The organism is Rhodococcus sp. 05-340-2 (assembly GCF_002258915.1).
In the GTDB taxonomy this organism is placed as follows: Bacteria; Actinomycetota; Actinomycetes; order Mycobacteriales; family Mycobacteriaceae; genus Rhodococcoides.
This window is the reverse complement of record NZ_NOYU01000027.1, coordinates 15,478-38,268: the sequence shown is the minus strand read 5'-3', so window position 1 is coordinate 38,268 and position 22,791 is coordinate 15,478. Positions and strand designations below refer to the sequence as shown.

The 22,791-nt window shown below is 65.2% G+C and carries 19 protein-coding genes; 2 read left to right on the top strand and 17 right to left on the bottom strand.

What is annotated here, in order from left to right; all coding sequences use genetic code 11:
- Positions 1-109 precede the first annotated feature (109 nt).
- Both CH271_RS15160 and CH271_RS15155 read right to left on the bottom strand, forming a co-directional pair.
- Complete coding sequence (locus tag CH271_RS15160) at positions 110-634, bottom strand: DUF6912 family protein (protein WP_094634138.1); 525 nt, start codon at positions 632-634, stop codon at positions 110-112.
- Between the two features lie 11 nt (positions 635-645).
- On the bottom strand, positions 646-2,088 hold the full coding sequence (locus CH271_RS15155) for a WS/DGAT/MGAT family O-acyltransferase (protein WP_037189903.1): 1,443 nt from the start codon (positions 2,086-2,088) through the stop codon (positions 646-648).
- Between the two features lie 377 nt (positions 2,089-2,465).
- Here CH271_RS15155 and CH271_RS28450 point away from each other — a divergent pair, with 377 nt between their 5' ends.
- Positions 2,466-2,849 (top strand): Rv3235 family protein, encoded by a 384-nt coding sequence (locus CH271_RS28450; RefSeq protein WP_143546061.1) that lies wholly within the window; start codon positions 2,466-2,468, stop codon positions 2,847-2,849.
- Positions 2,850-2,886: 37 nt separating this feature from the next.
- On the opposite strand, the gene secA is transcribed toward CH271_RS28450, so the two are convergent.
- The 14 genes from secA to CH271_RS15080 form a co-directional block, all read right to left on the bottom strand.
- Complete coding sequence (secA, locus tag CH271_RS15145) at positions 2,887-5,808, bottom strand: preprotein translocase subunit SecA (protein ID WP_094634136.1); 2,922 nt, start codon at positions 5,806-5,808, stop codon at positions 2,887-2,889.
- Positions 5,809-6,115: 307 nt separating this feature from the next.
- Entirely contained in the window at positions 6,116-6,784 is a 669-nt protein-coding gene (gene hpf / locus CH271_RS15140) for a ribosome hibernation-promoting factor, HPF/YfiA family (protein WP_037189906.1), read from the bottom strand.
- 200 nt (positions 6,785-6,984) lie between these two features.
- Positions 6,985-7,668, bottom strand: coding sequence for a ComF family protein (locus tag CH271_RS15135; protein ID WP_037189909.1), 684 nt, complete (start codon positions 7,666-7,668; stop codon positions 6,985-6,987).
- A gap of 47 nt (positions 7,669-7,715) precedes the next feature.
- Entirely contained in the window at positions 7,716-9,458 is a 1,743-nt protein-coding gene (gene lpqB / locus CH271_RS15130) for an MtrAB system accessory lipoprotein LpqB (RefSeq protein ID WP_052047595.1), read from the bottom strand.
- A 35-nt stretch (positions 9,459-9,493) separates the two neighbouring features.
- On the bottom strand, positions 9,494-11,179 hold the full coding sequence (mtrB, locus tag CH271_RS15125) for an MtrAB system histidine kinase MtrB (protein WP_037189910.1): 1,686 nt from the start codon (positions 11,177-11,179) through the stop codon (positions 9,494-9,496).
- On the bottom strand, positions 11,176-11,853 hold the full coding sequence (mtrA, locus tag CH271_RS15120; protein ID WP_027496508.1) for an MtrAB system response regulator MtrA: 678 nt from the start codon (positions 11,851-11,853) through the stop codon (positions 11,176-11,178). Before mtrA ends, mtrB begins: the two co-directional genes overlap by 4 nt.
- A 4-nt stretch (positions 11,854-11,857) precedes the next feature.
- Positions 11,858-12,523, bottom strand: coding sequence for a dTMP kinase (locus CH271_RS15115; RefSeq protein ID WP_094634135.1), 666 nt, complete (start codon positions 12,521-12,523; stop codon positions 11,858-11,860).
- 19 nt (positions 12,524-12,542) lie between these two features.
- Positions 12,543-14,027, bottom strand: a complete 1,485-nt coding sequence (ahcY, locus tag CH271_RS15110; protein WP_037189914.1) for an adenosylhomocysteinase — start codon at positions 14,025-14,027, stop codon at positions 12,543-12,545.
- A gap of 123 nt (positions 14,028-14,150) precedes the next feature.
- Positions 14,151-15,254 carry an alkane 1-monooxygenase gene (locus tag CH271_RS15105; protein ID WP_252342164.1) on the bottom strand — a complete coding sequence of 368 codons (1,104 nt, stop codon included), beginning with the start codon at positions 15,252-15,254 and terminating at the stop codon, positions 14,151-14,153.
- Positions 15,255-15,511: 257 nt separating this feature from the next.
- On the bottom strand, positions 15,512-17,029 hold the full coding sequence (locus CH271_RS15100; protein WP_094634515.1) for an amino acid permease: 1,518 nt from the start codon (positions 17,027-17,029) through the stop codon (positions 15,512-15,514).
- 145 nt (positions 17,030-17,174) lie between these two features.
- Positions 17,175-18,404 (bottom strand): mannose-6-phosphate isomerase, class I, encoded by a 1,230-nt coding sequence (gene manA, locus CH271_RS15095; protein ID WP_094634133.1) that lies wholly within the window; start codon positions 18,402-18,404, stop codon positions 17,175-17,177.
- A complete protein-coding gene (locus CH271_RS15090) occupies positions 18,404-19,546 on the bottom strand; it encodes a tobH protein (protein WP_094634132.1) in 1,143 nt (380 codons plus the stop codon). Before CH271_RS15090 ends, manA begins: the two co-directional genes overlap by 1 nt.
- A 71-nt stretch (positions 19,547-19,617) precedes the next feature.
- On the bottom strand, positions 19,618-21,000 hold the full coding sequence (locus tag CH271_RS15085) for a phosphomannomutase/phosphoglucomutase (protein WP_037189919.1): 1,383 nt from the start codon (positions 20,998-21,000) through the stop codon (positions 19,618-19,620).
- Positions 21,001-21,196: 196 nt separating this feature from the next.
- Entirely contained in the window at positions 21,197-21,607 is a 411-nt protein-coding gene (locus CH271_RS15080; RefSeq protein WP_170946053.1) for a DUF3499 domain-containing protein, read from the bottom strand.
- Between the two features lie 72 nt (positions 21,608-21,679).
- On the opposite strand from CH271_RS15080, the gene CH271_RS15075 reads away from it, so the two are divergent.
- Positions 21,680-22,159 (top strand): metallopeptidase family protein, encoded by a 480-nt coding sequence (locus tag CH271_RS15075; RefSeq protein WP_037189920.1) that lies wholly within the window; start codon positions 21,680-21,682, stop codon positions 22,157-22,159.
- Positions 22,160-22,192: 33 nt separating this feature from the next.
- Here the strand turns inward: CH271_RS15075 and CH271_RS15070 are convergent, their stop codons facing one another.
- Complete coding sequence (locus CH271_RS15070) at positions 22,193-22,426, bottom strand: WhiB family transcriptional regulator (protein WP_027496498.1); 234 nt, start codon at positions 22,424-22,426, stop codon at positions 22,193-22,195.
- Positions 22,427-22,791 lie beyond the last annotated feature (365 nt).

Genomic DNA, 22,791 nt, shown 5'->3' with positions numbered 1-22,791 from the left:
CTCGATCGAGATACTGAACCGCTTGCGGTCATCGAGGTTACGCTACCGTAGGTTCGGGTCCGGGAACACCTGTGCCGGTGTGAATCGTGGGCGAACGAACACGGCGGAGTCACAGCAGTTCGAGCAGAAACGACAACTCTTGCGGGGCATACCAGGCGAGGGTGTGATCCTCGGCGTCTCCGAGCACGAACTCCGCGTCCGCGTCACCCATGTCCGCGGCATCGACCGCAGCGACGGCCTTGGCGACCGCCGATTCGGCCCCTTCGAGATCGACATGGACCGACGCGACCTGATCCATCCGCAACGGTTCCTTCAGCCGCACGACGGCATCGTCCAAGTCGGGGCGCAGAGTGGGATCGTCGACATCGGCTGCGATCACCGCCCGCCGGTACACCACCCCATCGGCGACCGTCCCGGTGTCGTTCTCGTCGTCGACTGCCGCGGCGATCAGTCGCAGAGAGGCCCGAGCGGCCTCCCCCATCGCCACCTCGGAGAGCTCCTCGTCGTCGCCGGACGAGTACGCCTCACGCAGCGTCGGTGTCACCGCGAAGGCCGTGCGCGAGACCGGGCTGAACTCACCCTCCGCCGACAGCACTTTCAAGAACTCCAGCGTCGCCGGAACGTAGACACGCATTGCAGAAGACCTCACACTCTCGATTCGTTACTGGCGTCGACCAACTCTTCCAGCGCCTCGTGCAGAAGCGCCGTGACGACATCCACATCGGGCATGGCACCACGGTCTGCATTGAGCCCGAAGAACACGTAACCGTCGTAGGACGTCAACCCGATGCTCATCGCCTGGTTCTCGAACAGCGGCGACACCGGATACATCTCGAGCATGCGCGCACCGCCCACGTACAGCGGGAACTGGGGTCCGGGGGCGTTGGTGACGATCAGATTGAACACCCGCTGAGACAGCCGACTGCCCGCTCGCGCGCCCATCGCGTGCAGGCTCGCAGGCGCGAATCCGGAGATCCGCATCAGCGTCTGTGCGGTGACGCCTCGACTCTGCTTGGCGTGCGCCTCGGTGGCGTGGGCGATGTGCGAGAGCCGCACCACGGCATTCGATTCACCGACGGGTAGGTCGACGAGAAACGACGAGACCTCGCTGCGATCTTCCTCAGCAGGCTCGACCGGCCCGGCCGCCTCTCCGAAACCGACCCGATCAGCCGAGACGTACACCGACATCGGCACCATGGCCCGCACCGTCGAGGACGCCGTGACGGGCTCGCCCCGCGAGAGCAACCAATTGCGCAGTGCCCCGGTGACGACAGCGAGCACCACGTCGTTGATCGAGCAGTCGAACCTGTTGTGGATTCTGCGGTAGTCGGCGAGCTCGGTCTTGGCCACCGCGAATCTGCGGTTTCGCGAGATCGGGGCGTTCAGTGGACTCGACGGTGCGCTCTGGGTCGCGGTGCGCAGCACCGCCGCGACCTTCGCTGCCGCCCGCAAGGCTTCACCCGCTACACCGGCAGCGCCGTGGACCGCGCCGCGCAGGGCCTCGACGCTCTCCCCCGGACGTACCACCAACTCGGTCAACGCATCGATGACCAACGCCGAATCCTTGGGCTCGCGCGCAGGCATCCAGAGTTCCTCGGCCATCGGCGGCGGATTCTTGCTCGCATCCAGAATGACCTGACCGATGTCGAGAGCGTGTTCGCCGTCGACCAGCGCCGAGTGGGACTTGGTGAAGACGGCGAAGCGATTCTTCGACAACCCCTCGACCAGGTACATCTCCCACAGCGGCCGAGTGCGATCGAGTGGGCGCGAGGTCAGCCGCGCGATCAGATCGTGCAACTGATCGTCCGAACCCGGCTTCGGTAGTGCCGAACGACGGATGTGGTAGGTGATGTCGAAATCCGCGTCGTCGACCCACACCGGCCTGGCCAGACCGAAGGCGACCTCACGCACCTTCTGCCGGTACCGAGGAACCAATGCCAATCGTTGCTCGACCAACGACAGCAGACGGTCGTAGCTGAAACCACTGCGCGGAGTCCGGAAGATGGCGAGCGACCCGAGGTGCATGGGGCTACTACTGGCCTCGAGAAAATAGAACGACGCATCCTGCGCTGTCAGCCTGGTCGCCATCGCGTGTTCCAGTCCCCGTCCTCGCGTGAAGTACGCGCCGATTCCTGTGGCCGAGCGCGCGGTGTGCTCGAACCTAGAGTACGTGGCGGAAGATTGCCGGTCTCGGGGTCGGTCGAGGACCGTGTCGCGTGATGTTCCCGGGATCCGACGGGAACCGAACGCGCTCTCGGACCGTCAATGTCGGTGTGAGCGTCATCGAATCGAACGAGCCGCCGGACATCGCGGACACGTCGGCCCCGGGCCCGAGACCCCGCGCCGAACATCACTGCTTTCTCTCGCGTGCCGCACCGTTCGAGCCACCGCTCTGCTCCGGCGCCGTGCACACGTGGGATCCAGCGGCGCCCGTCGAACAGCCGCAGGCCCGCCACCGACCAACCGTGCGCAGCAACCGTTCTCGACGACGCATCGAGCCACCCGATCGGCCACCGGTGCCCGCCGATGCACGCTCGAGTGCCGACCGCGCGATGCGCATGATGATCGAGGTGATCGACCGACGACGCAGCGCAGACCAGCTGTCGGCGTTGTTCACCGCCTCGATGATCGACCTGGTGCGGACCATAGTGCGGAACCCACCGCCGGGCCGACGACTCGGCTTCGCTGCCGTACACCGAGTACATGTGGCGTACCAGTCGGATGTCTCCGCGGAGATCTTCGGCTCCTACACCCGCGGCCCGCGGATGTTCGCCTTCGCCGGCCGAATCGAGCTCGCCATCGACCCACGCCGCCCCGGGTGGACGGTTACATCGTTGCGAGTGGGGTGAGGGTCGCGTCGCCCGGTGGCGACGCGACCCTCGTGCACTACTTCTTGCGCTTGGAACGCGCTGCCTTCTTGGGTGCCTTGCTCTGAGTCCTCGCCGCTTCGCGACGCTCGCGGCGAGTGCCCTCGGCCGCGGACTCGCTGCCGGACGTGGACGGCCCGGCTCGGCGCACGGCAGTGCCACCGCCCTCGGCCGGGCCGGAGAAGGTCAGTCTCTGCTCTTCCTGTTCGTCGAGACCCTTGGCCCGCAGAGCCGAGGGCACCGCGGGAGCCGTAGGTGCGGGAGCAGAGGGGGCCGGAGCAGAGGTGGCCGGAGCAGCGGGGGCCGGAGCCGTAGGCGCGGGTGCAGCGGCGGGTGTCGCGGCCGGGCGGCCGGAACCCACCGGGGAGGACAGTCCAGGAGCCACCGCGAGACCTGCCGACGCCGCAGGTCCGGCCGGAGCGGGTGTCGCCTCGACCTGCAGGTTGAACAGGAATCCGACCGACTCCTCCTTCAAGCCGTCGAGCATGCCCTGGAACATGTCGTAGCCCTCACGCTGGTATTCGACCAGCGGGTCGCGCTGCGCCATCGCGCGCAGGCCGATGCCTTCCTTGAGGTAGTCCATCTCGTAGAGGTGCTCGCGCCACTTGCGGTCGAGGACCGACAGCAGTACTCGACGCTCGAGTTCGCGCATTCCATTCTCGCCGGCGATACCGTCGATCTCGGCCTCGCGGTTGGCGTACGCAGATCGTGCGTCCTCCAGCAGCGCCTCACGCAATTCGTCGCGGCTCAGGTCGCCCTTCTCGCCGTCCTCGTTCTCGCCGGCCAGCACCTTGTGGTCGATTCCCACCGGGTAGAGAGTCTTCAACGCGGTCCAGAGCTGTTCCAGATCCCAGTCCTCGACGTAGCCCTCGCCGGTGGCACCGTCGACGTAGGCGGTGATCACGTCGGTGATCATGCCCTCGACCTGGCCCTCCATGTCGGCACCTTCGAGGATGCGGCGGCGCTCCTCGTAGATGACGGTGCGCTGCTGGTTCATCACCTCGTCGTACTTGAGAACGTTCTTGCGGATCTCGAAGTTCTGCTGCTCGACCTGCGTCTGAGCGCTCTTGATGGCCTTGGACACCATCTTGGCTTCGATCGGGACGTCGTCGGGCAGGTTGAGCCGGGTCATGATCGACTCGAGTGCGCCACCGTTGAATCGACGCATCAACTCGTCGCCGAGCGAGAGGTAGAAACGCGATTCGCCCGGATCACCCTGACGACCGGAGCGGCCTCGGAGCTGGTTGTCGATACGGCGAGAATCGTGTCGCTCGGTACCGAGGACGTAGAGACCGCCGGCCTCGCGCACGGTATCGGCGTCGGCCTTGACCTGCGCCTTGACCTCTTCGAGCGCAGGCTCCCAGGCAGCCTCGTACTCCTCTGGGGTCTCGACCGGGTCCAAGCCCTGCTTCCGGAGCTGCAGATCGGCGAGGATGTCCGGGTTGCCGCCGAGCACCACGTCGGTGCCTCGACCGGCCATGTTGGTCGCCACCGTCACCGCGCCCTGCCGGCCCGCCTCGGCGATGATCGTCGCTTCCTGCTCGTGGAACTTCGCGTTCAACACGTTGTGAGCGACACCGCGCTTGGTGAACTGCTTCGACAGGTACTCCGAGCGCTCGACGCTCGTCGTGCCGATGAGGACCGGCTGGCCCTTCTCGTGCCGCTCGACGACGTCGTCCACGACGGCGTCGAACTTGGCCTCTTCCGTCTTGTAGATCAGGTCACCGTTGTCCACGCGGACCATCGGACGGTTGGTCGGAATCGGAATGACACCGAGGCCGTAGATCTGATGGAGCTCGGCGGCCTCGGTCTCGGCGGTACCCGTCATGCCCGAGAGCTTGTCGTAGAGGCGGAAGTAGTTCTGCAGGGTGATCGTCGCCAGAGTCTGATTCTCGGCCTTGATCTCCACCTTTTCCTTGGCCTCGATCGCCTGGTGCATGCCCTCGTTGTAGCGACGTCCCACCAGGATGCGGCCGGTGAACTCGTCGACGATGATGACCTCACCGTCGCGGACGATGTAGTCCTTGTCCTTGGTGTAGAGCTCTTTGGCCTTGATCGCGTTGTTGAGGTAGTTCACCAGCGGTGAGTTGGCGGCCTCGTAGAGATTGTCGATGCCGAGCTGATCCTCGACCAGTTCGACGCCTGCCTCGTGTACACCGATGGTCCGCTTGCGGATGTCGACCTCGTAGTGGGTGTCGATCTTCAACATCGGCGCGATACGGGCGAACTCTCCGTACCACTTGCTCGACGCGTCGGCCGGTCCCGAGATGATCAGCGGCGTACGGGCCTCGTCGATGAGGATGGAGTCGACCTCGTCGACGACGGCGAAGTTGTGGCCTCGCTGCACGAGGTCGTCGAGCGAGTGCGTCATGTTGTCGCGCAGGTAGTCGAACCCGAACTCGTTGTTGGTGCCGTAGGTGATGTCCGCGGCATAGGCGGCGCGGCGTTCCACCGGGGTCATGCCGGAAAGGATCACGTCGACCGAGAGACCGAGGAAACGGTGCACGCGGCCCATCCACTCCGAGTCGCGCTTGGCGAGGTAGTCGTTGACCGTCACCACGTGCACACCCTCGCTGGAGATGGCATTGAGGTACGCGGGCAGAACACACGTCAGTGTCTTGCCCTCACCGGTCTTCATCTCGGCGATGTTGCCGAAGTGCAGGGCGGCACCGCCCATGACCTGAACGTCGAAGTGTCGCTGCGACAGCACTCGCCAGGACGCCTCACGGGCCACGGCGAATGCTTCGGGCAGGAGCTGATCCAGGGTCTCGCCGGCGGAGTACCTCTCCCTGAACTCCGCGGTCTTGCCGCGCAGTTCGTCGTCGGAGAGGCTCTCGACGTCCGGAGACAGGGTCGAGACGTGGTCGGCGATGCTCTTGAGCCGCTTGACCATGCGACCTTCACCGACACGGAGCAGCTTGGAAAACGACAGCGACGGCACGGGCTTTCTCGTCCTCGATCCTCGGTTCATGGGTACTGGTACGAACAACACTGCATACTGCACGAGCTCACGGGTTCGTCACCACGACATCTGCGCGGCGGGTAACCCGAACGCGTCCATGGTAGGCGGTGTCGCTGTGAACCCGGCAGCCCGACTATCGGTCGTCGGAGATCGCCGGTCGACCATTCGGACAACACCGACACAGCACTGCAGGCTCGACGTGGGGATCGAGTCTCCGGCGTCGAGCCTGCAGCGGTGAAAAGATTTCACGGACGGCGAACGTGTCGAGCCGTCCCGCGCGGTCCGATCAGGTCAGCCTGATCAAGCCGTAATCGAAGGCGTGCCGTCGGTACACGACCGAGGGGCGATCGCTTGCGCTGTCGTGGAACAGGAAGAAATCGTGCCCGACGAGTTCCATTTCGTACAGTGCGTCGTCGACGCTCATCGGTGCGGCCGAGTGAATCTTCGTTCGCACGATGTGCCCCGGGCCGCTCTGGTCGTCCTCGAACGAGTCGAGTTTCGTCTCGGGGTCGAGTGCCAGCGTGTCGTCCTCGGCGAGTTCGGCAGTGGCCTCGGCGACGGAAACGGGCCTCTTCTCGCCGTAGTGAACCTTGCGACGGTCCTTGGTGCGCCGAAGTCTGCTCTCGAGTTTCGACGTCACCGCTTCGAGTGCGGCATAGAAACTGTCGGCGCACGCTTCGGCTCGAACGACCGGCCCCTTGCCCTTCGCGGTGATCTCCACGCGTTGACATGCCTTGGCCTGGCGGCGATTTCGTTCGTGCTGCAGTTCGACGTCGAACAGGTAGATGGAGGGATCGAAGCGCTCGAGGCGAGCCAGTTTCTCGGAGACATATATCCGGAAATGATCCGGTATCTCGACGTTGCGGCCCTTGACCACAACGTCCGCATTGCTCTTGGGGGGTTCTTCGGAGGGCTTCTCGTCGAAGAAAACCGAGGCTTGTGAAGGGGTCGTCACGCGTACCTCCAGATATCGGCCACGCCCACTGTTGGACGTGGCAAGTGTGCATGCCGAATGGGGAACCTTCCGGCATCAAAGTCCGGGGCATCACCTCACATCTGGTCCAGTTGGGGCGTGTCCGCGACGTTAGTCGGTCATCGACTCGTGTGCCACCGTTCACCCCGAATTGGTTGTCGGCGTGTCCCCCTCCATCACATTCAGGCACTCGCCACCACCAGCGCTCCGGACACCGGCACTTCCAATTCGGTTAGCACTCTTACCGATTCGGCCAACGTAGCGCCGGTGGTCACGACGTCGTCGATCAGCAGAACGGTGAAGTCGGCCGATCGCGTCACACGTGCGTCGCCTCGCGGACGTGCCACCCCGACAGCCTCGATCCGGCCTGCCACATTGTGCTGACGTTGCCCCGCCGACAGTCCGACCGAATCACGGACTCCGCCGCTCATGCGGAGCAACTCGGGAACGAGCACTCGTTCCGGTGCCAACCGTTCGGCAGCGATTCGAGCGCATCGCAGAACGGGATCGCCCCCGCGAGCCCGTGCCGCACGAGCCCGAGAGGGCGCGCAGATCAGAATCAGCGAACTCAGCTCGGGTGGATCGATCTCACCTGCATCGCGTAGGTGTCCGACGGCCTCGGCGAGCGCTCGCCCGAAAGGCCGGGCCACCGACCGCCGACCTCGCTCCTTCAGAGCGATCACACCGCTGCGACGCGGCCCGCTGTACGTACCGAGGGACCAGCACGGCACACCGGGATCGACTCGTGGCCGAACGGCGATGGGCGGGACGAACAGGGCCAGAGAACACACAGTGCACCAGTGCTCCCCCGGCACACCGCACCCGGCGCACTCGAGGGGCAGAACCAGATCGAGGAGCGTCCGCATGAACGCGGAGTCTGCCCGGGCCCACCGACAGACAGCTGCGGCCGACGTCAGCCGGGCAGAATGGGCACTGCTTTCACTCCGGCCAATCCGGTGACCTCACGCCAGTACCGATCGCCGACCGGATCGGCATTGTTGAGGGCGAACACGGCGCGTGCATCGGCCACGTACTCCGTCTCCGGCGAGGCATCGACCGCCAACACCGGAGTGGTCAGGTTGCGTGAGGGCAGCGGATCCATCCGGGATCCGTCGACGGTCACCTGGACCACCGGTGCGTCGGTGGCGACCCGCGCGATCACGATGGTGTCGCCGGTACTCCAGTCCAAACTCGTGGCGTCGCTACCGAGTCCGATGGCCACGGCCCTCGGCTCGGTGAGGGAGTACACACCCGAGGGCTCGCGGACCACCGTCGCCACGTACACGACGCCGTCGACGATGAGCGCCGCTCGCACTCCGTCTCGGGCCAGTCGCAGTTCGGTGATCCGGTTGCCGAGTGTCGTGACGGCGGTGGCCTCGACCGGTATCACCGATACCTGTCCGGTCGAGGGATCGCGGGCGGCTCGGATGACGTTGGTGCCGTCGATCACCGCCCACGCCGCGTTGTCATCGGCCCCCCATGTGGGCCGCGTGATCGACTGTCCCTCGGCCACCGGGAACGCGCCGCCGTCGTAGCTGCCGACCATGAGTGTGCTCGACGGCGCGGGGGCAGGCCGTCCGGTGTCGGCGACGCCTGCCACGAGCGTGCCGTCGTTGGACAGTGCCACCGAGCGCAGGTTGCGGGCCTGTCCGAAGTACCCGGGAGCGGGGGTCGTCTCCGCCTCGTCGACGCGCAGCAAAGTGCCGGACGCGAGTGCGTGCAGTCCGACACTGTCGTCGGTGCTGCCCAGCGGATCGAAGGAGTCGACGCCTGCGGTGGTCCACCCGTCGGGCTTGGTCGTGTCGATGGGTTGGCCGTCGGCGAGCAACACGTACGGCCCTGCCACCTCGGCCGAGGCGAGCGTCCAGATCACTTGAGCGGCAAGCAGTTCACGGTCGCGGTCACCCTTGTTCTGCAGGCCACCGAAGTCGATCTTGATGCCACCGAGCCCCACCCCCACCTGTGCGGTCTGACCGTCGGCCTTGGTGATCGGCCCGCGAATACTCACGTCGTCGGACAGTTCGTTGCTCACCGCGGCCGACAGCGCCGACTTGGGACCGTCGATGAGCAGCTGTACGAGTTGGTTGGCGAGCTGGTCCTGCGATCCACTGGTCCAGCGCACATCGGGCACGAGCACGCCACCGAGCGGATCGACGAAGTACAGCGATCGCTGCTGATAGGTGTTCAGAAACGCAGATCGATCGATGACGACGCCGGGCGGCAGTTTCGAGATTCGCCACTGCCCGTCCACGCGTTCCATCTCGATCGCGGCGTCGAAGGTGTCCGAGCCGGCCTGGTACTCACCGCCGGACGCCAGCATCCCGGCCGTCGTCGAGCGGATCGTGAACTGCGCAGTATCAGCGGTTCGTGGACCGGACAGGGTATCGATCCTGTCCGCGACGACCGTACGTGCGCCGTCGTCCCAGGTTCCCGACGCCTCCTCGGTGAGAAACTGCCGGGCGGCCTGGTGCCTGTTGGCCGAGACGGCGCTGGCCTCGAAGAAGTCGTCCAGCAAGCGATCGGGCTCGCGTCCCGGCTCGGGAGCCGGAGCACTGGTGGGCACGGCCCCGGCGGTCAAGGTGCCGATGGCCTGAGGGCTGGACGACTCGGGAAGGCTGGCGCATCCGCCCACGAGGGCGACGACGAGCGCGCACATCGCCAGCACTCGGGTGCTGCGACGACACGAGAAGATCACGTCGCGGGCTCCGACGCGGATGTCTTCGATGCGGTGATCGCGGGAATCGGTTGTCCTTGAGCGAATTTCTTGGTGCTGGGTTTGAGGGGCAGTGGGGATCCGATCACCTTGTGCCCGCGCACGAGCGGCAGGGTGAGTCGGAAACATGCGCCTTCGCCTACTGCTCCCCACGCTTCGAGCTTACCGTCGTGCAGGCGGGCGTCCTCGACGCTGATCGCCAGCCCAAGGCCGGTACCGCCGGATCGTCGAACACGGGAGGGATCCGAGCGCCAGAACCGGTTGAACACCAGCTTCTCTTCACCCGGTCGCAGACCGACTCCCTGATCTCGCACGACGAATGCTGCCGCGTCGGCGTCCGAGCGCAGCCGCAGCAGGACCGGTTTGCCTTCACCGTGGTCGAGTGCGTTGGCCAGCAGATTGCGCAGAATCCGTTCCACCCGTCGGGGGTCGACCTCGGCGACGACTGCGGTCTCGGGCATGTCGACGATCACTTCGGTACCGGTCTCGCGCGCCAGGTGCCGCACGGTCGACACTGCCGCTCGGGCGCACATGCGCAGGTCGAGCTGTTCGGCGGCCAGTTCGGCGACGCCCGCGTCGTGGCGGCTGATCTCCAGCAGGTCGCCGAGCAGGGTCTCGAACCGATCGAGCTCGTTGACCAACAGCTCCGAGGATCTCTTGAGGGCAGGCTCGAGGTCGTCGCTGGCGTCGTGGATGAGGTCTGCCGCCATCCGAACGGTGGTGAGCGGGGTGCGCAGTTCGTGGCTGACGTCGGAGGTGAATCGGCGCTGCAGGTTTCCGAATTCTTCGAGCTGGGTGATCTGTTTGGACAGACTCTCGGCCATCTCGTTGAACGACATCGCGAGTCTGGCCATGTCGTCCTCGCCGCGGACCGGCATGCGCTCCTTGAGCCTGCCGTCGGCGAACCGCACCGCGATCCTCGACGCCGAACGGATGGGCAGGACCACCTGACGTGCGACGAGCATCGCAATCGCCGCGAGCAATACCAGCAGCACCACTGCGCCGATGAACAACGTGCCGCGCACGAGAGAGAGCGTGCGATCCTCGCTGGCCAACGGGAAGATGAGATAGAGCTGCAGGGCCGAGATGTCGGATCCGGTGGGAGATCCCATGATCAGCGCAGAGCCGGAATAGCCGCCGTCACTGTCGGTGACCGTCGCATACTGCGAACTGATCAGGCCCTTCTTGACGAAGTCGCGCAGGCTGTTCGGGATCTGATCGACCGGACCGACCGAGGCCTCCGCGCGGGTGGCGTCGCCCTCCACGATCAGGACCGGATCGAACGATCCCGCCGACCCGGTGGTCGACGCGGCGTCGAGGTCCTGGTTCGTCAGCGCCGCCCTGGCTCGTTCGAGGCGCGTCGCGAGCCCGCTCGAATCGTCGGCTCCGGCGAGGTTGCCCTCCACTGTGGTCCGCGAACGGTCGAGTTCCTCGGTGGCGGCGGACAGCTTCGCCTCGAGCAGTCGATCGGTGATCTGACTGGTCAACACCACCCCGAGGATGAGGATGACCACCAGGGACAGAGTCAGCGTCGACACGACGACGCGCAGCTGTAGTGATCGTCGCCAGGCATGGCCCAGCGACGTACTCAGCGAGCGAAACCAACGCAGTACGGGAGAGAACTTGCCGTTGATTCGCCGCCGAGAATGGGAGAAACGGATCACGGCGGTCCGGCCTTGTAGCCGACCCCCCTCACGGTCAACACCACCTCGGGGTTCTCCGGATCCTTCTCGACCTTGGCGCGCAGCCGCTGCACGTGCACGTTGACCAGTCGGGTGTCGGCCGCGTGGCGGTAGCCCCAGACCTGTTCGAGCAACACCTCTCGGGTGAACACCTGACGCGGCTTGCGTGCCAATGCGACGAGCAGATCGAACTCGAGTGGAGTGAGGGAGACGAGTTCGTCGCCGCGACTGACCTTGTGAGCCGGCACGTCGATGACGATGTCCGCGATGGACAGCAGTTCGGCGGGTTCGTCCTCGGTCCTGCGCAAGCGCGCGCGAACCCGGGCGACCAGTTCCTTCGGCTTGAACGGCTTCATGATGTAGTCGTCCGCACCGGACTCGAGACCCAGGACGACATCAACGGTGTCGGTCTTGGCCGTCAGCATGACGATCGGCACGCCCGAATCGGCGCGCAGGACTCGGCACACGTCGATGCCGTTCATGCCGGGAAGCATCAGATCCAGCAGCACCAGGTCCGGCCGGTTCTCGCGCACTGCCGCCAGTGCTTGAGTACCGTCGCCGACCACGAAGGGCTCGAATCCCTCACCGCGCAACACGATGGTGAGCATCTCCGCCAGAGCCGAATCGTCGTCCACAACCAGAATCCGAGGCTTCATGGTCCTATGGTGTCACTTTCCGAACGCCTGATGGCTGATTGAACATGTCGGCGGCGAGTCGATCGGGATCCACGTCGGCGGTGACGACGTGCCACGGCGATACCCAGTGCGAGGCGGCGAGCCTGCCGTACGCAGCCGAGGTTCGGCTCTGCAGTGAGCCGTCGCGCTCGTAGACATCCCGGGTGCGGGCGGCGTCCGCACTCTCACGGGCCGCAGCACGCTCGGCGGCGAGCGCCACCGGGACGTCGAGGAGAATCTGGACATCGGGAACGGGCACAGCGAATCGGTCGAATTCGAGTGACCTGATCCATTCGACGGCCTCGCCGTCGGAGGACTGCTCGAGCCGAGCGGCGGTGTAGGCAGCATTGGATGCCACGTACCGATCGAGAAGAACGATATCGTTGTCCGAGAGCAGCTTTCGGATCTCGTCGCCCGCGTCCCGGCGATCGAGCGCGAACAACAGGGCCATCGCATGCACGCTGCTCGCGGTGTCACCGTGTTCGCCGTGCAACGCCTCCGCGGCCAGATCGGCGTGAACCGACCGGCCGTACCGGGGAAACCCGATCCGCTCGACCGACAGGCCGTCACGCTCCCACGCCGAAACGAGCCGACGGGCGAGCGTGTTCTTGCCCGCTCCGTCGACTCCTTCGATGACGAACAGTTTTCCCACTACCGGACCGGTCCGTCGGTCAGTAGCGGTAGTGCTCGGGCTTGTACGGGCCCTCGACGTCGACGCCGATGTACTCGGCCTGCTCCTTGGTGAGCTTGGTGATCGAGCCGCCGAGCGCTTCGACGTGGATGCGCGCGACCTTCTCGTCGAGGTGCTTGGGCAAGCGGTAGACCTCGTTGTCGTACTCGTCCGGCTTCGTCCACAGTTCGATCTGAGCGATGACCTGGTTGGAGAAACTGTTGCTCATGACGAACGACGGGTGACCCGTGGCGTTGCCGAGATTGAGCAGACGGCCCTCGGACAGCACGATGATCGAGTGCCCGTCCTTGAACTGGTACTCGTCGACCTGCGGCTTGATGTTGATCCGCGTGACATCGGGGGCCTTCTCCAGACCGGCCATGTCGATCTCGTTGTCGAAGTGACCGATGTTGCCCAGGATTGCCTGGTGCTTCATCTTGCGCATGTGCTCGAACGTGATGATCGACAGGTTGCCCGTCGAGGTGATCACGATGTCGGCCTGCTCGATGAATTCCTCGACCGTGCGCACGTCGAAGCCGTCCATGAGCGCCTGCAGCGCGTTGATCGGATCGGCCTCGGTGACGGTCACACGTGCACCCTGGCCCTTGAGCGCCTCGGCGCAGCCCTTGCCCACGTCGCCGTAGCCACAGACCAGAACGGCCTTGCCGCCGATGAGAACGTCGGTGCCGCGGTTGATGCCGTCGATCAGCGAGTGGCGGGTGCCGTACTTGTTGTCGAACTTGCTCTTGGTCACCGAGTCGTTGACGTTGATGGCGGGGAACGTGAGCTCGCCCGCAGCCGCGAACTGGTACAGCCGCAGCACGCCGGTGGTGGTCTCTTCGGTGACGCCCTGTACGGACTCGGCAACCTCGGTCCACTTGGACTTCGACGCCTCCAGTGAACGACGCAGCAGGCCGAGGAAGACCTTGTACTCGTCCGAATCGTGATCGTCGTCGGTCGGCGGGACGACGCCTGCCTTCTCGAACTGCGCGCCGCGCAGCACCAGCATCGTGGCGTCGCCACCGTCGTCGAGAATCATGTTGGCGGGCTGATCGGGCCAGGTGAGCATCTGCTCGGCCGCCCACCAGTACTCTTCGAGGCTTTCGCCCTTCCAGGCGAACACCGGGACGCCCTTGGGCTCCTCGACGGTGCCGTACGGACCGACGACGACGGCCGCCGCTGCGTGGTCCTGGGTGGAGAAGATGTTGCAGGACGCCCACCGGACCTCGGCTCCGAGTGCAACCAGCGTCTCGATCAGCACCGCGGTCTGCACGGTCATGTGCAGCGATCCCGAAACTCGCGCTCCCTTGAGCGGCTGTACGTCGGCGTATTCGCGACGCAGCGCGATCAAGCCGGGCATCTCGTGCTCGGCGAGCCGGATTTCCTTGCGGCCGAATTCTGCGAGCGACAGGTCTGCGACCTTGAAGTCGATTCCACCGCGGTGATCCACGGTGAGTGCCGATCCTGACGTAACTGAGGTCGTCATCTTGCCTCTCCTGTTGACTGAGTGTCTGCCGTCCAGGCTATCGGGTCCGCGCGCTCCTGGTTCCGGCTGCCCGGAGGTGCAGGAGCGGAGCATGCGCAACGACCCGATTGTCGAGAACCCGCTCTATCCGTTTCGTCCGGCTCGCGCCAGGATTCGAGCCCGTTTGCGAGGCAGGATGTTCGCGCGGGTGATATCTCCCTGGTAGTGCGCCAGTACCCGCGGGTCCATCACTCGACGCCACAGCGGCGGAATTGCGGCGAGCATCACCATCGAGGCGTATCCGGCGGGGAGCTGAGGAGCCTCGTCGCAGGAGAGCAGGGTCTGGTAGCGCTTGCCTGGATTGGCATGATGGTCGCTGTGTCGCTGCAGGTGGTACAGGAAAATGTTGGTACAGATCCTGTCGCTGTTCCAGCTGTGGCGGGGCAAGCACCGAACGTACTTCCCGCGATCGTTCTTCTCGCGGAGCAGGGCGTAGTGCTCCACGTAGTTCACCATCTCGAGCAGAACGAATCCGACGACGGCCTGCAACAGAAGGTACGGCGCGATGGACCAGCCGAACACGATCAGCAGCGAGCCGAACAGCACGACGCTGAGCAGCCACGTGTGCAGCAGCGCATTGGTGGGGCTCGCGACCGAGCGGCCCTTGCGCCGAAGTCGCTGCGACTCGAGCTTCCATGCGGAGGTCAGGCCGAGGATCGTGCTGCGCGGCACGAAGCTCCACACGCTCTCGCCGAGCCGTGCGCTCGCGGGGTCGTCCGGGGTTGCCACTCGAACGTGATGCCCTCGGTTGTGCTCGACGTAGAAGTGACCGTAGAGCGTCTGCGAGAGGGCGATCTTGGCCAACCAGCGCTCGTGCTGCTCGATCCGATGTCCCAGTTCGTGAGCGGCATTGATACCGGTTCCGGCCACCAGGCCCACCGTCACTGCGAGCCCGATCTTGTCCACCACGGTCAGCTCGCCGTACGCCCACATCCAACACGCGACGATCAGCCCGACGAACTGAATGGGAAGGAAAAGGTAGGTACACCAGCGGTAGTAGCGATCGTTCTGCAGTTTCTCGCTCGCCGACTCGTCCGGGTTGTGCCCGTCCTCACCGGCGATCAGGTCGATCACCGGAATGATCACGAAGAACACCAGCACGCCGCTCCACCAGAACAGCGATATGCCTGTCCAGTAGACCAACTGCGACGGCAGCAATGCCGACGCCGGGGCCAACAGCCCCAGCATCCATAGATAACGTTTGTTGTCCTGCCAGCGAACCGACCGTTCACTGGCCTTCGAATCCCGCCCCCCGAAAGCGACACCCGAACCCTCCAACGAAGGAATTCGGCCGTCCACACTCACTGTTTCAACACCCTCTCATCGAACTTTTTGAGTCCTCCAAGTCTGTTTTCGAGGGTATAACATTCCAGCGGTTTGATGTGACGCTATCTAAATTCAGGCGAGAATCGCTGGTCAGGACATCGATCGGCGCGTAAGCCCGGTCAGTGCTCCGACTTCTCGATGCGAGATTTCTCGGCTTCGCGCTGTCCCATCACCGAGTGCCGCCTGCTGTACACGACGTAGATGACGACACCGGCGGCCATCCAGACCAGGAAACGCAGCCATGTTTCGACCGACAGGTTCAGCATCAACCACAGGCAGGCCAGGACCGCGAGGATCGGCACCAGGGGAACCCAGGGAACGCGGAAACCACGCTCCAGGTCGGGGCGAGTTCTGCGCAGGACGAGAACCCCGGCCGAAACCAGCACGAACGCGAACAGCGTGCCGATGTTCACCATTTCCTCGAGCGTGCCGAGCGGAACGAACGCAGCGAGCAGGCCGACGATGACACCGACCAGAATCGTGGTCCGGACCGGCGTGCCCTTCTTTCCGGTGTGTGCCAGTGCCCGCGGCACCAGTCCGTCTCGCGACATCGCGAAGAGCACTCGGGTCTGCCCGAGCATCAACACCATCACCACGGTCGTCAGACCGGCGAGTGCACCGAAGGAGATGATGTTCATGGCCCACGTCAGCCCGTTCAGCTCGAATGCGGTCGCCAGCGTGGAACTGTCACCGGCCAGGTCGGTGTACTTGACCATTCCGGTCAGAACCAGGGTGACGGCCACGTAGAGCACGGTGACGATCGCGAGCGATCCGAGGATTCCTCGCGGGAGTGCCTTCTGCGGTTCCTTGGTTTCCTCGGCGGTCGTTGCCACCACATCGAATCCGATGAAGGCGAAGAACACGAGGGACGCCGCGGCCAGCAGTCCGTAAGCACCGAACGTGCTGCCACCTGCTCCCGTGACGAACGAGAAAAGAGACTGATGCAGTCCCTCGCCCGTGGAGCCCGGTTGCGACGGCGGAATGTAGGGGTCGTAGTTGGCGACCTTGATGTAGAAGGCCCCGAGCACGACCACGAACAGAACGACGATCACCTTCACCGCCGTGATGACCAGCGACACCCGTGAGGACAACTTGGTGCCCGACGCGATGAGCACCGTCAGGACCACCACGATCAGCAGTGCACCCCAATCGAAGTTCAGTGAGCCGATCTCGAGCACCGGAGCGGCCGTACCGAGTAGATCGCCCAGATAGAGCGACCACGCCTTCGCCACCACGGCGGCTGCGAGGCCGAACTCGAGGATGAGATCCCATCCGATGATCCATGCGATGAACTCACCGAACGCCGCATACGAGAACGTGTACGCACTTCCGGCCACCGGCACCGTGGATGCGAACTCCGCGTAACACAGCGCCGCGAGGCCACATGCGATCGCCGCGAGCACGAAGGCCAACGACACTGCCGGTCCCGCAACGTTTCCGGCCGTCCGCGCGGTCAGGGTGAAGATGCCGGCACCGACAGCGACGGCGACGCCGAACACGGTCAGATCCCAGGATCCCAGTTCTTTCCGGAGTTTCGTGTCCGGCTCGTCGGTGTCCTGGATCGACTGCTCGATCGATTTGGTCCGGAACCAACCCGTCGTACGTGGGGTCTTCGCGGGCCGGTCTGCTCTGGTCATCGGTTCTCCGTATCGCCACTTCACCTCGGTGACGGATCACCGAACTCATCCGTCACTTCTTCACTGTGGCATCAGACTATTGCCTCGCGGCACGCCATTTGCACAATCGCGCGGTTCGAAGCGACAGATGCCGGCGACACGCGATCTACAGGCGGCCGACGGAGGCCACGAACACCTCGGCCTCGCCCGAATCGGCGGTCACGGTGATGGATTCGTCTGCAGCGGGTATCCAGGCCGAGCTGCCCTGCGGCACCGTCAGCTCGCACTGTCGGCCTGCGGTACCGGCCACGACAGTGCCACTCGTGCACAGCAGAATTCTCGGGCCGGAGCCGGGAACGGAGACCGTCTCCCCCGCAGCAACCGCAGTTCGGCTCAACGCGAATTCGGGTGCAGGCGTCGGATACAGGTAGGTCGGCCGATCGCCGACCCCCGGGGTGATGGGCGAGATGTCGGCAGGCTCGAAATCCAGCACGCGCAACAGTTCCGGGACGTCGACGTGTTTGGGAGTCAGTCCGCCGCGCAACACGTTGTCGGAGTTCGCCATGATCTCCACACCGGTACCGCGCAAGTACGCGTGCAGGTTTCCGGCGTCGAGGTACAGCCCCTGGCCGGGAGTCAGTGTCACCCGATTGAGCAGCAGCGCCGCGAGCACTCCGGCGTCACCGGGGTACGACTCCCCGAGCTCGAGCAGAGTTCTGGCCTCGGCGGCGAATCGTCCACCGTCGGTGCGAGCAGGACCGGAGAGATAGTCGATGCATCCCTGGGCGACGGCGGGCAGGATGTCGTCCAATGCCTGCCCGGGCAGCGTGATCCACGAGGTGAACACGGTGCGCAGCCCGGAGGCATCGGGCTGGGCGGCCAGCAGGGTGCGATACCCGGCCAGCGCGGGGACGGCCAACGCGTCGAGCAGTTCGACGGTGTCGGTGGGACGCCGGAAGCCCGCCAACGCCTCGAACTCGGTGAGCGCGACTATGAGCTCGGGCTTGTGATTCGGATCGCGGTAGTTGCGTACCGGAGAATCGATGGGGACACCCGCGGCGTTCTCGCGTGCAAAACCTTCACGGGCCTGAGCACTGCTGGGATGCGCCTGCAAGGACAACGGCTCTTCTGCGGCAAGCAATTTCAGCAGGTACGGCAGACGCGAGTCGTAGTGCTGCGCAGAACCACCCAGGTGGGTGGCCGGATCGCCGTCGATCAGCGTGAGCAGTGGCGTACTGCCACCCTCGTGCACCACGTGCGCGGAGTCGGCCGGGTGAGCTCCGAGCCAGATCTCTGCCTCGGGATGATCGGACGGGACCGGGCGGCCCTGAATCCGAGCCAGTGCGGTTCGCGAACCCCATGCGTAGGACCGAACCGCGCCTCGCAAGAGCTGCACTAGCTACCGCCCATCAACAGCAGATACGCGGCAGTGGTGTCCAACCGCGTCGCCAACACGGACATCGTGTCGAGCACCGAGAGTCTAGCCGGATCCGGTGCCGCTGCGGGGTTGTCGAATTCCGATCTCGCGCGCTCGCCGCCGAACAGAGCCTCACTCGAATCGGCGAGCAACAATTCCGACTCCGGGACACCGGCGATTCGTCGTTCGGTCATCGCGCGATCGGCGTCCGAGGCGACCACGATCACGCGCATCGGCAGCGCCGGCGGTGGCCCGTCGAGCTGCTCGTCGTGAAATAACGAGTCGAATGTCTGTGGCGTGCGGGACGATTCGACGACGGACGCCCGGATGGACGCGGCAATGACATCGCCCAACTCCCCCGCACCGACGACGACACCCGCCACGCGCAGCAGCACCTCGCTGCCGTGCCGAGCCACCTCGACCGCGGCGGGACTGCCCCCGGTCAACACCACCCGCCGTCCGTTCAACCCACTGGCGAGGGCCTTGGCCGGATTGTGGAACATCTCGTTGGACGGGCTGTTTCGTACCGCCTCCGCGTCGAGCAGGTCGGCAAGACGAGAAAGATTGGGCAGCAACGTCTTCCACGAGCCGCCGGCAACCGCCCCGAGTACCGCGACGAACGCAGCGAGGTAGCGCATCAGAGCATTGTGGTCACGGACTGCGATTCGAGGTGGCAGCCACATGACTCTGGCTCCCCGGACGGCACGCAGCGGCCCCTCCTCGGGAGCGACCACCACGACTTCGGCACCACGCCGGGCTGCCGCGTCCACCGACTCGGCCAAACGTGGATCTCCGGCGTCGTCGCCTGCCACCACCACCACGTCGAGTGGGCCGATCCACGGCGGAGTGCCGGTGCTGCGTACCAGAGGGACCCCGAGGCGATCACCGAGCGCGGCGACGAGCAGTGACGCCGCCCGACTGCTCCGCCCGTCGCCGGTGACGATCACCACGCTCCGGGGACGCAGATCGGCCAACCGGGCGAGGACCGACTCGTCCACTGCGGTCGCGACAGCACGCACCTGTGCGCCCGCCAGCGCTGCGCTGCGCAAGGAGCCCTCGCGATCGGCTGCGATGAGAGCATCCGAATCGTCGAGATCGACCAGAGACGACACTGCCGTCATGGCTGCGACACCTCCCCTTACGTCACCCGCTCGAAACGCCTGCATACCCACTCACGAACCCTCGGTAACCACTATTCCAGTCCGGCGCGAACGATGCTCAATATCTCCGTCGAAAGCGCATCGACATCGGCTCCGGTACGTGCTTCGACGTTGAGCCGCAGGAGCGGTTCGGTATTCGAGGCCCGCAGGTTGAACCAGGCACCGTCGGCCAGATCGACCGTCACTCCGTCGAGTCGGTCGATGCCCGCGGTCCGATCGGCGAATGCCGCCAGGACCGCCTCGGTGCGTTCTGCGGCATCGTCGACGGTCGAGTTGATCTCGCCCGATGCACTGTAGGTCTCATAGCTGGCCATCATTTCCGACAGCGGACGATCCTGTGCCCCGAGTGCGGCGAGAACGTGCAGCGCGGCGAGCATGCCGGAGTCCGCACCCCAGAAATCACGGAAGTAGTAGTGAGCGGAATGTTCGCCGCCGAAGATCGCTCCGGTGTCGGCCATCTGCTGCTTGATGAACGAGTGCCCCACCCGGGTGCGAACCGGTGTGCCTCCGAGCTCGGTGACCAGTTCCGGTACCGCGCGCGAGGTGATCAGATTGTGGATGATCACCGCGCCCGGCTCCTTGGCCAGTTCCCGCTCGGCCACCAGGCAGGTGACTGCGGAGGGCGAGACGGGGTCGCCCTTCTCGTCGACGACGAAGCACCGATCCGCGTCGCCGTCGAAGGCGAGTCCGATATCGGCACCGGTCTCGACGACGAAACGCTGCAGATCCACCAGGTTCGCCGGATCGAGCGGATTGGCCTCGTGATTGGGAAAGCTACCGTCGAGCTCGAAGAAGAGCGGCTCGATCGTCACCGGCAGTGGCCCGAACACCGCGGGCACCGTGTGTCCGCCCATTCCGTTCCCGGCGTCGACGGCGATCTTCATGGACCCGATTCCCGACAGATCGACCAGGTCTCGGACGAACTGTGCGTATTCGTCGAGCACATCTCGGGATGTCGCAGTTCCGGACGGTCCGTCGAACTCCGGTACCCCATCCACCAATTCGGCTTTGACCGTGGCCAATCCGGTGTCCTGGCCCACCGGCTTTGCACCGGCGCGGCAGAGCTTGATCCCGTTGTACTTCGCCGGATTGTGACTGGCGGTGAACATGGCTCCCGGGCATTCGAGCATGCCGGAGGCGAAGTAGAGCTGATCGGTCGACGCCAGCCCGATGTGGACCACGTCGAGGCCCTGCGCGGTGACGCCGTCGGCGAACGCCCGAGACAGCGCGGGCGAGGAATCACGCATGTCGTGGCCGATGACCACCGAGCGCGCGGCCCCTGCCTCGTCGCGAACCAATCGTGCGAACGATGCACCGACGTCACGCACGAACGCCTCGTCGATCTGCTCACCTACGACGCCACGGACGTCGTAGGCCTTGATGACGGCGTTGACGGACTCTGCGGTTCGGGCCACGAAGATTCTCCTGGTGATCGTTGTCGACGACGCCGCTCATCGGCGTCGGATATCGAGCGTCGGTAGCGGTGCGATCCACACCAAGTATCGGCAGACCGTCGCGATCCGTTTCGGTCCTGCTCCTCGAACCTTGCCAGACTCAGGACGGACCGGCCAGTCGGACCGACGCACACCACACTCGGTGTGCTCGGGCGGCTCAGGACGTGGGGTCGGGAAGAACTCGAAGGTGCCCGCGCCTGCCCGTGCGGACGGCCGGAGCGGATCTGCGTTCGGTCTCGGACGGCCGTGAGGCCGAGCGGTCGGCGCTGTCACGGTCCTCGGAGCGGATGCGATCGCCGCGACCGGCCTCGCGTACGGCCTCCGCGAGGGCCGTCAGATCGTCCTCGTCGGGGCTCGACGTCGAGTAGCCGCCTTCGTAACGCACCAGTTCCCAGCCCTTGGGCGCGGTGGTGGTCGATGCGTGCACCTCGCACAGATCCCAGGAATGCGGTTCGTCGACTGTCGCGAGCGGTCCGACGACCGCAGTGGAGTCGGAGTAGACGTATGTGAGCGTCGCAACGGCAGAACGGTTGCAACCAGGCCTGCAGCAGCCACGCAGTGATCTCACGAGTGCAGAGTATCCGGTGGGTGCAACCGACCGAACGACCGACACACCGGACGAGCGCGATAACCTCCCCCTATGCCTCGATTCTCATCCGCGCGCAGGATCACTTCTCGGTCCGTGGCTCGGCACGGCCGCGGCGTCCGCGGACCGGTTCTGCCCGAGGACATCCCGGCCAGGCGCTCACGAGCCGAGAAGTTCGACCGACTGGTGCTCGAGGCGTTCGCGCGGATCGATCATCGCTGGCACGAGAAGCTCTCGAAGCTCGACATCGCCGTGGACGAGGTACCGAAGATCAGGGCGTTGGATCCGGAATCGGTGACGTGGCCACCGGAGGTGGTGGCGGAAGGTCCGGTACCGCTTTCGCGATTGGTACCCGCAGGCATAGACAAGCGCGGGGAGACGACACGCGCCAGGGTGGTGCTGTTCCGTCGACCGCTGGAACGGCGCGCGAAGCACCCGGAGGACCTGGAAGATCTGTTGTTCGAAGTTCTGGTCGAGCAAGTGGCCACGTATCTCGGCATCGACCCCGACGAGGTCGACCCGGCCGGGGAGTGAGCGAACCCTCGGGGCCCGTCGGAACCGAGCTTCTCAGCCGATTCCGCGCTTGAGCCTGCGACGCTCCCTCTCGGACAACCCGCCCCAGATACCGAACCGCTCGTCGTTGGCGAGCGCGTATTCGAGGCACTCGTCCTTGACCTCACAGCCGAGGCAGATGCGCTTCGCCTCGCGGGTGGAGCCGCCCTTCTCCGGGAAGAAGGCCTCGGGGTCGGTCTGCGCGCACAGCGCGCGCTCCTGCCACTGGTCCTCGATCTCCTCGAACATCTCGTCGAAACCCGCGACGAGACTGAGGAACGGCTTCGCCGGTGGAACCGACTCGGCGACGAACGGCATCGAGTCGGCGTCGGAATCCGACTCGAGTTCGACATCCGCGTCGATGACGTCGACGTCGTTGTCGGTCTCGTCCGTTCGCTCGACGTACGCAGAACCCGCGTCGATCGAGACGCTCGAATCTGCGCCGATGCCGGACTCGGTTTGCGGCGCGTCGTCGACAGCGCTGAGGTGTGCAGTGGGTCCGCCCCGCTGATCACGTGTCACGTGCTGGTCATACATCGCTTCCGCCTCCTCACCTGTGGTAGCGCAGATACTTTCGGTCCTCGTGTTCTCGAATACCTTGCCCCACGCCGGTA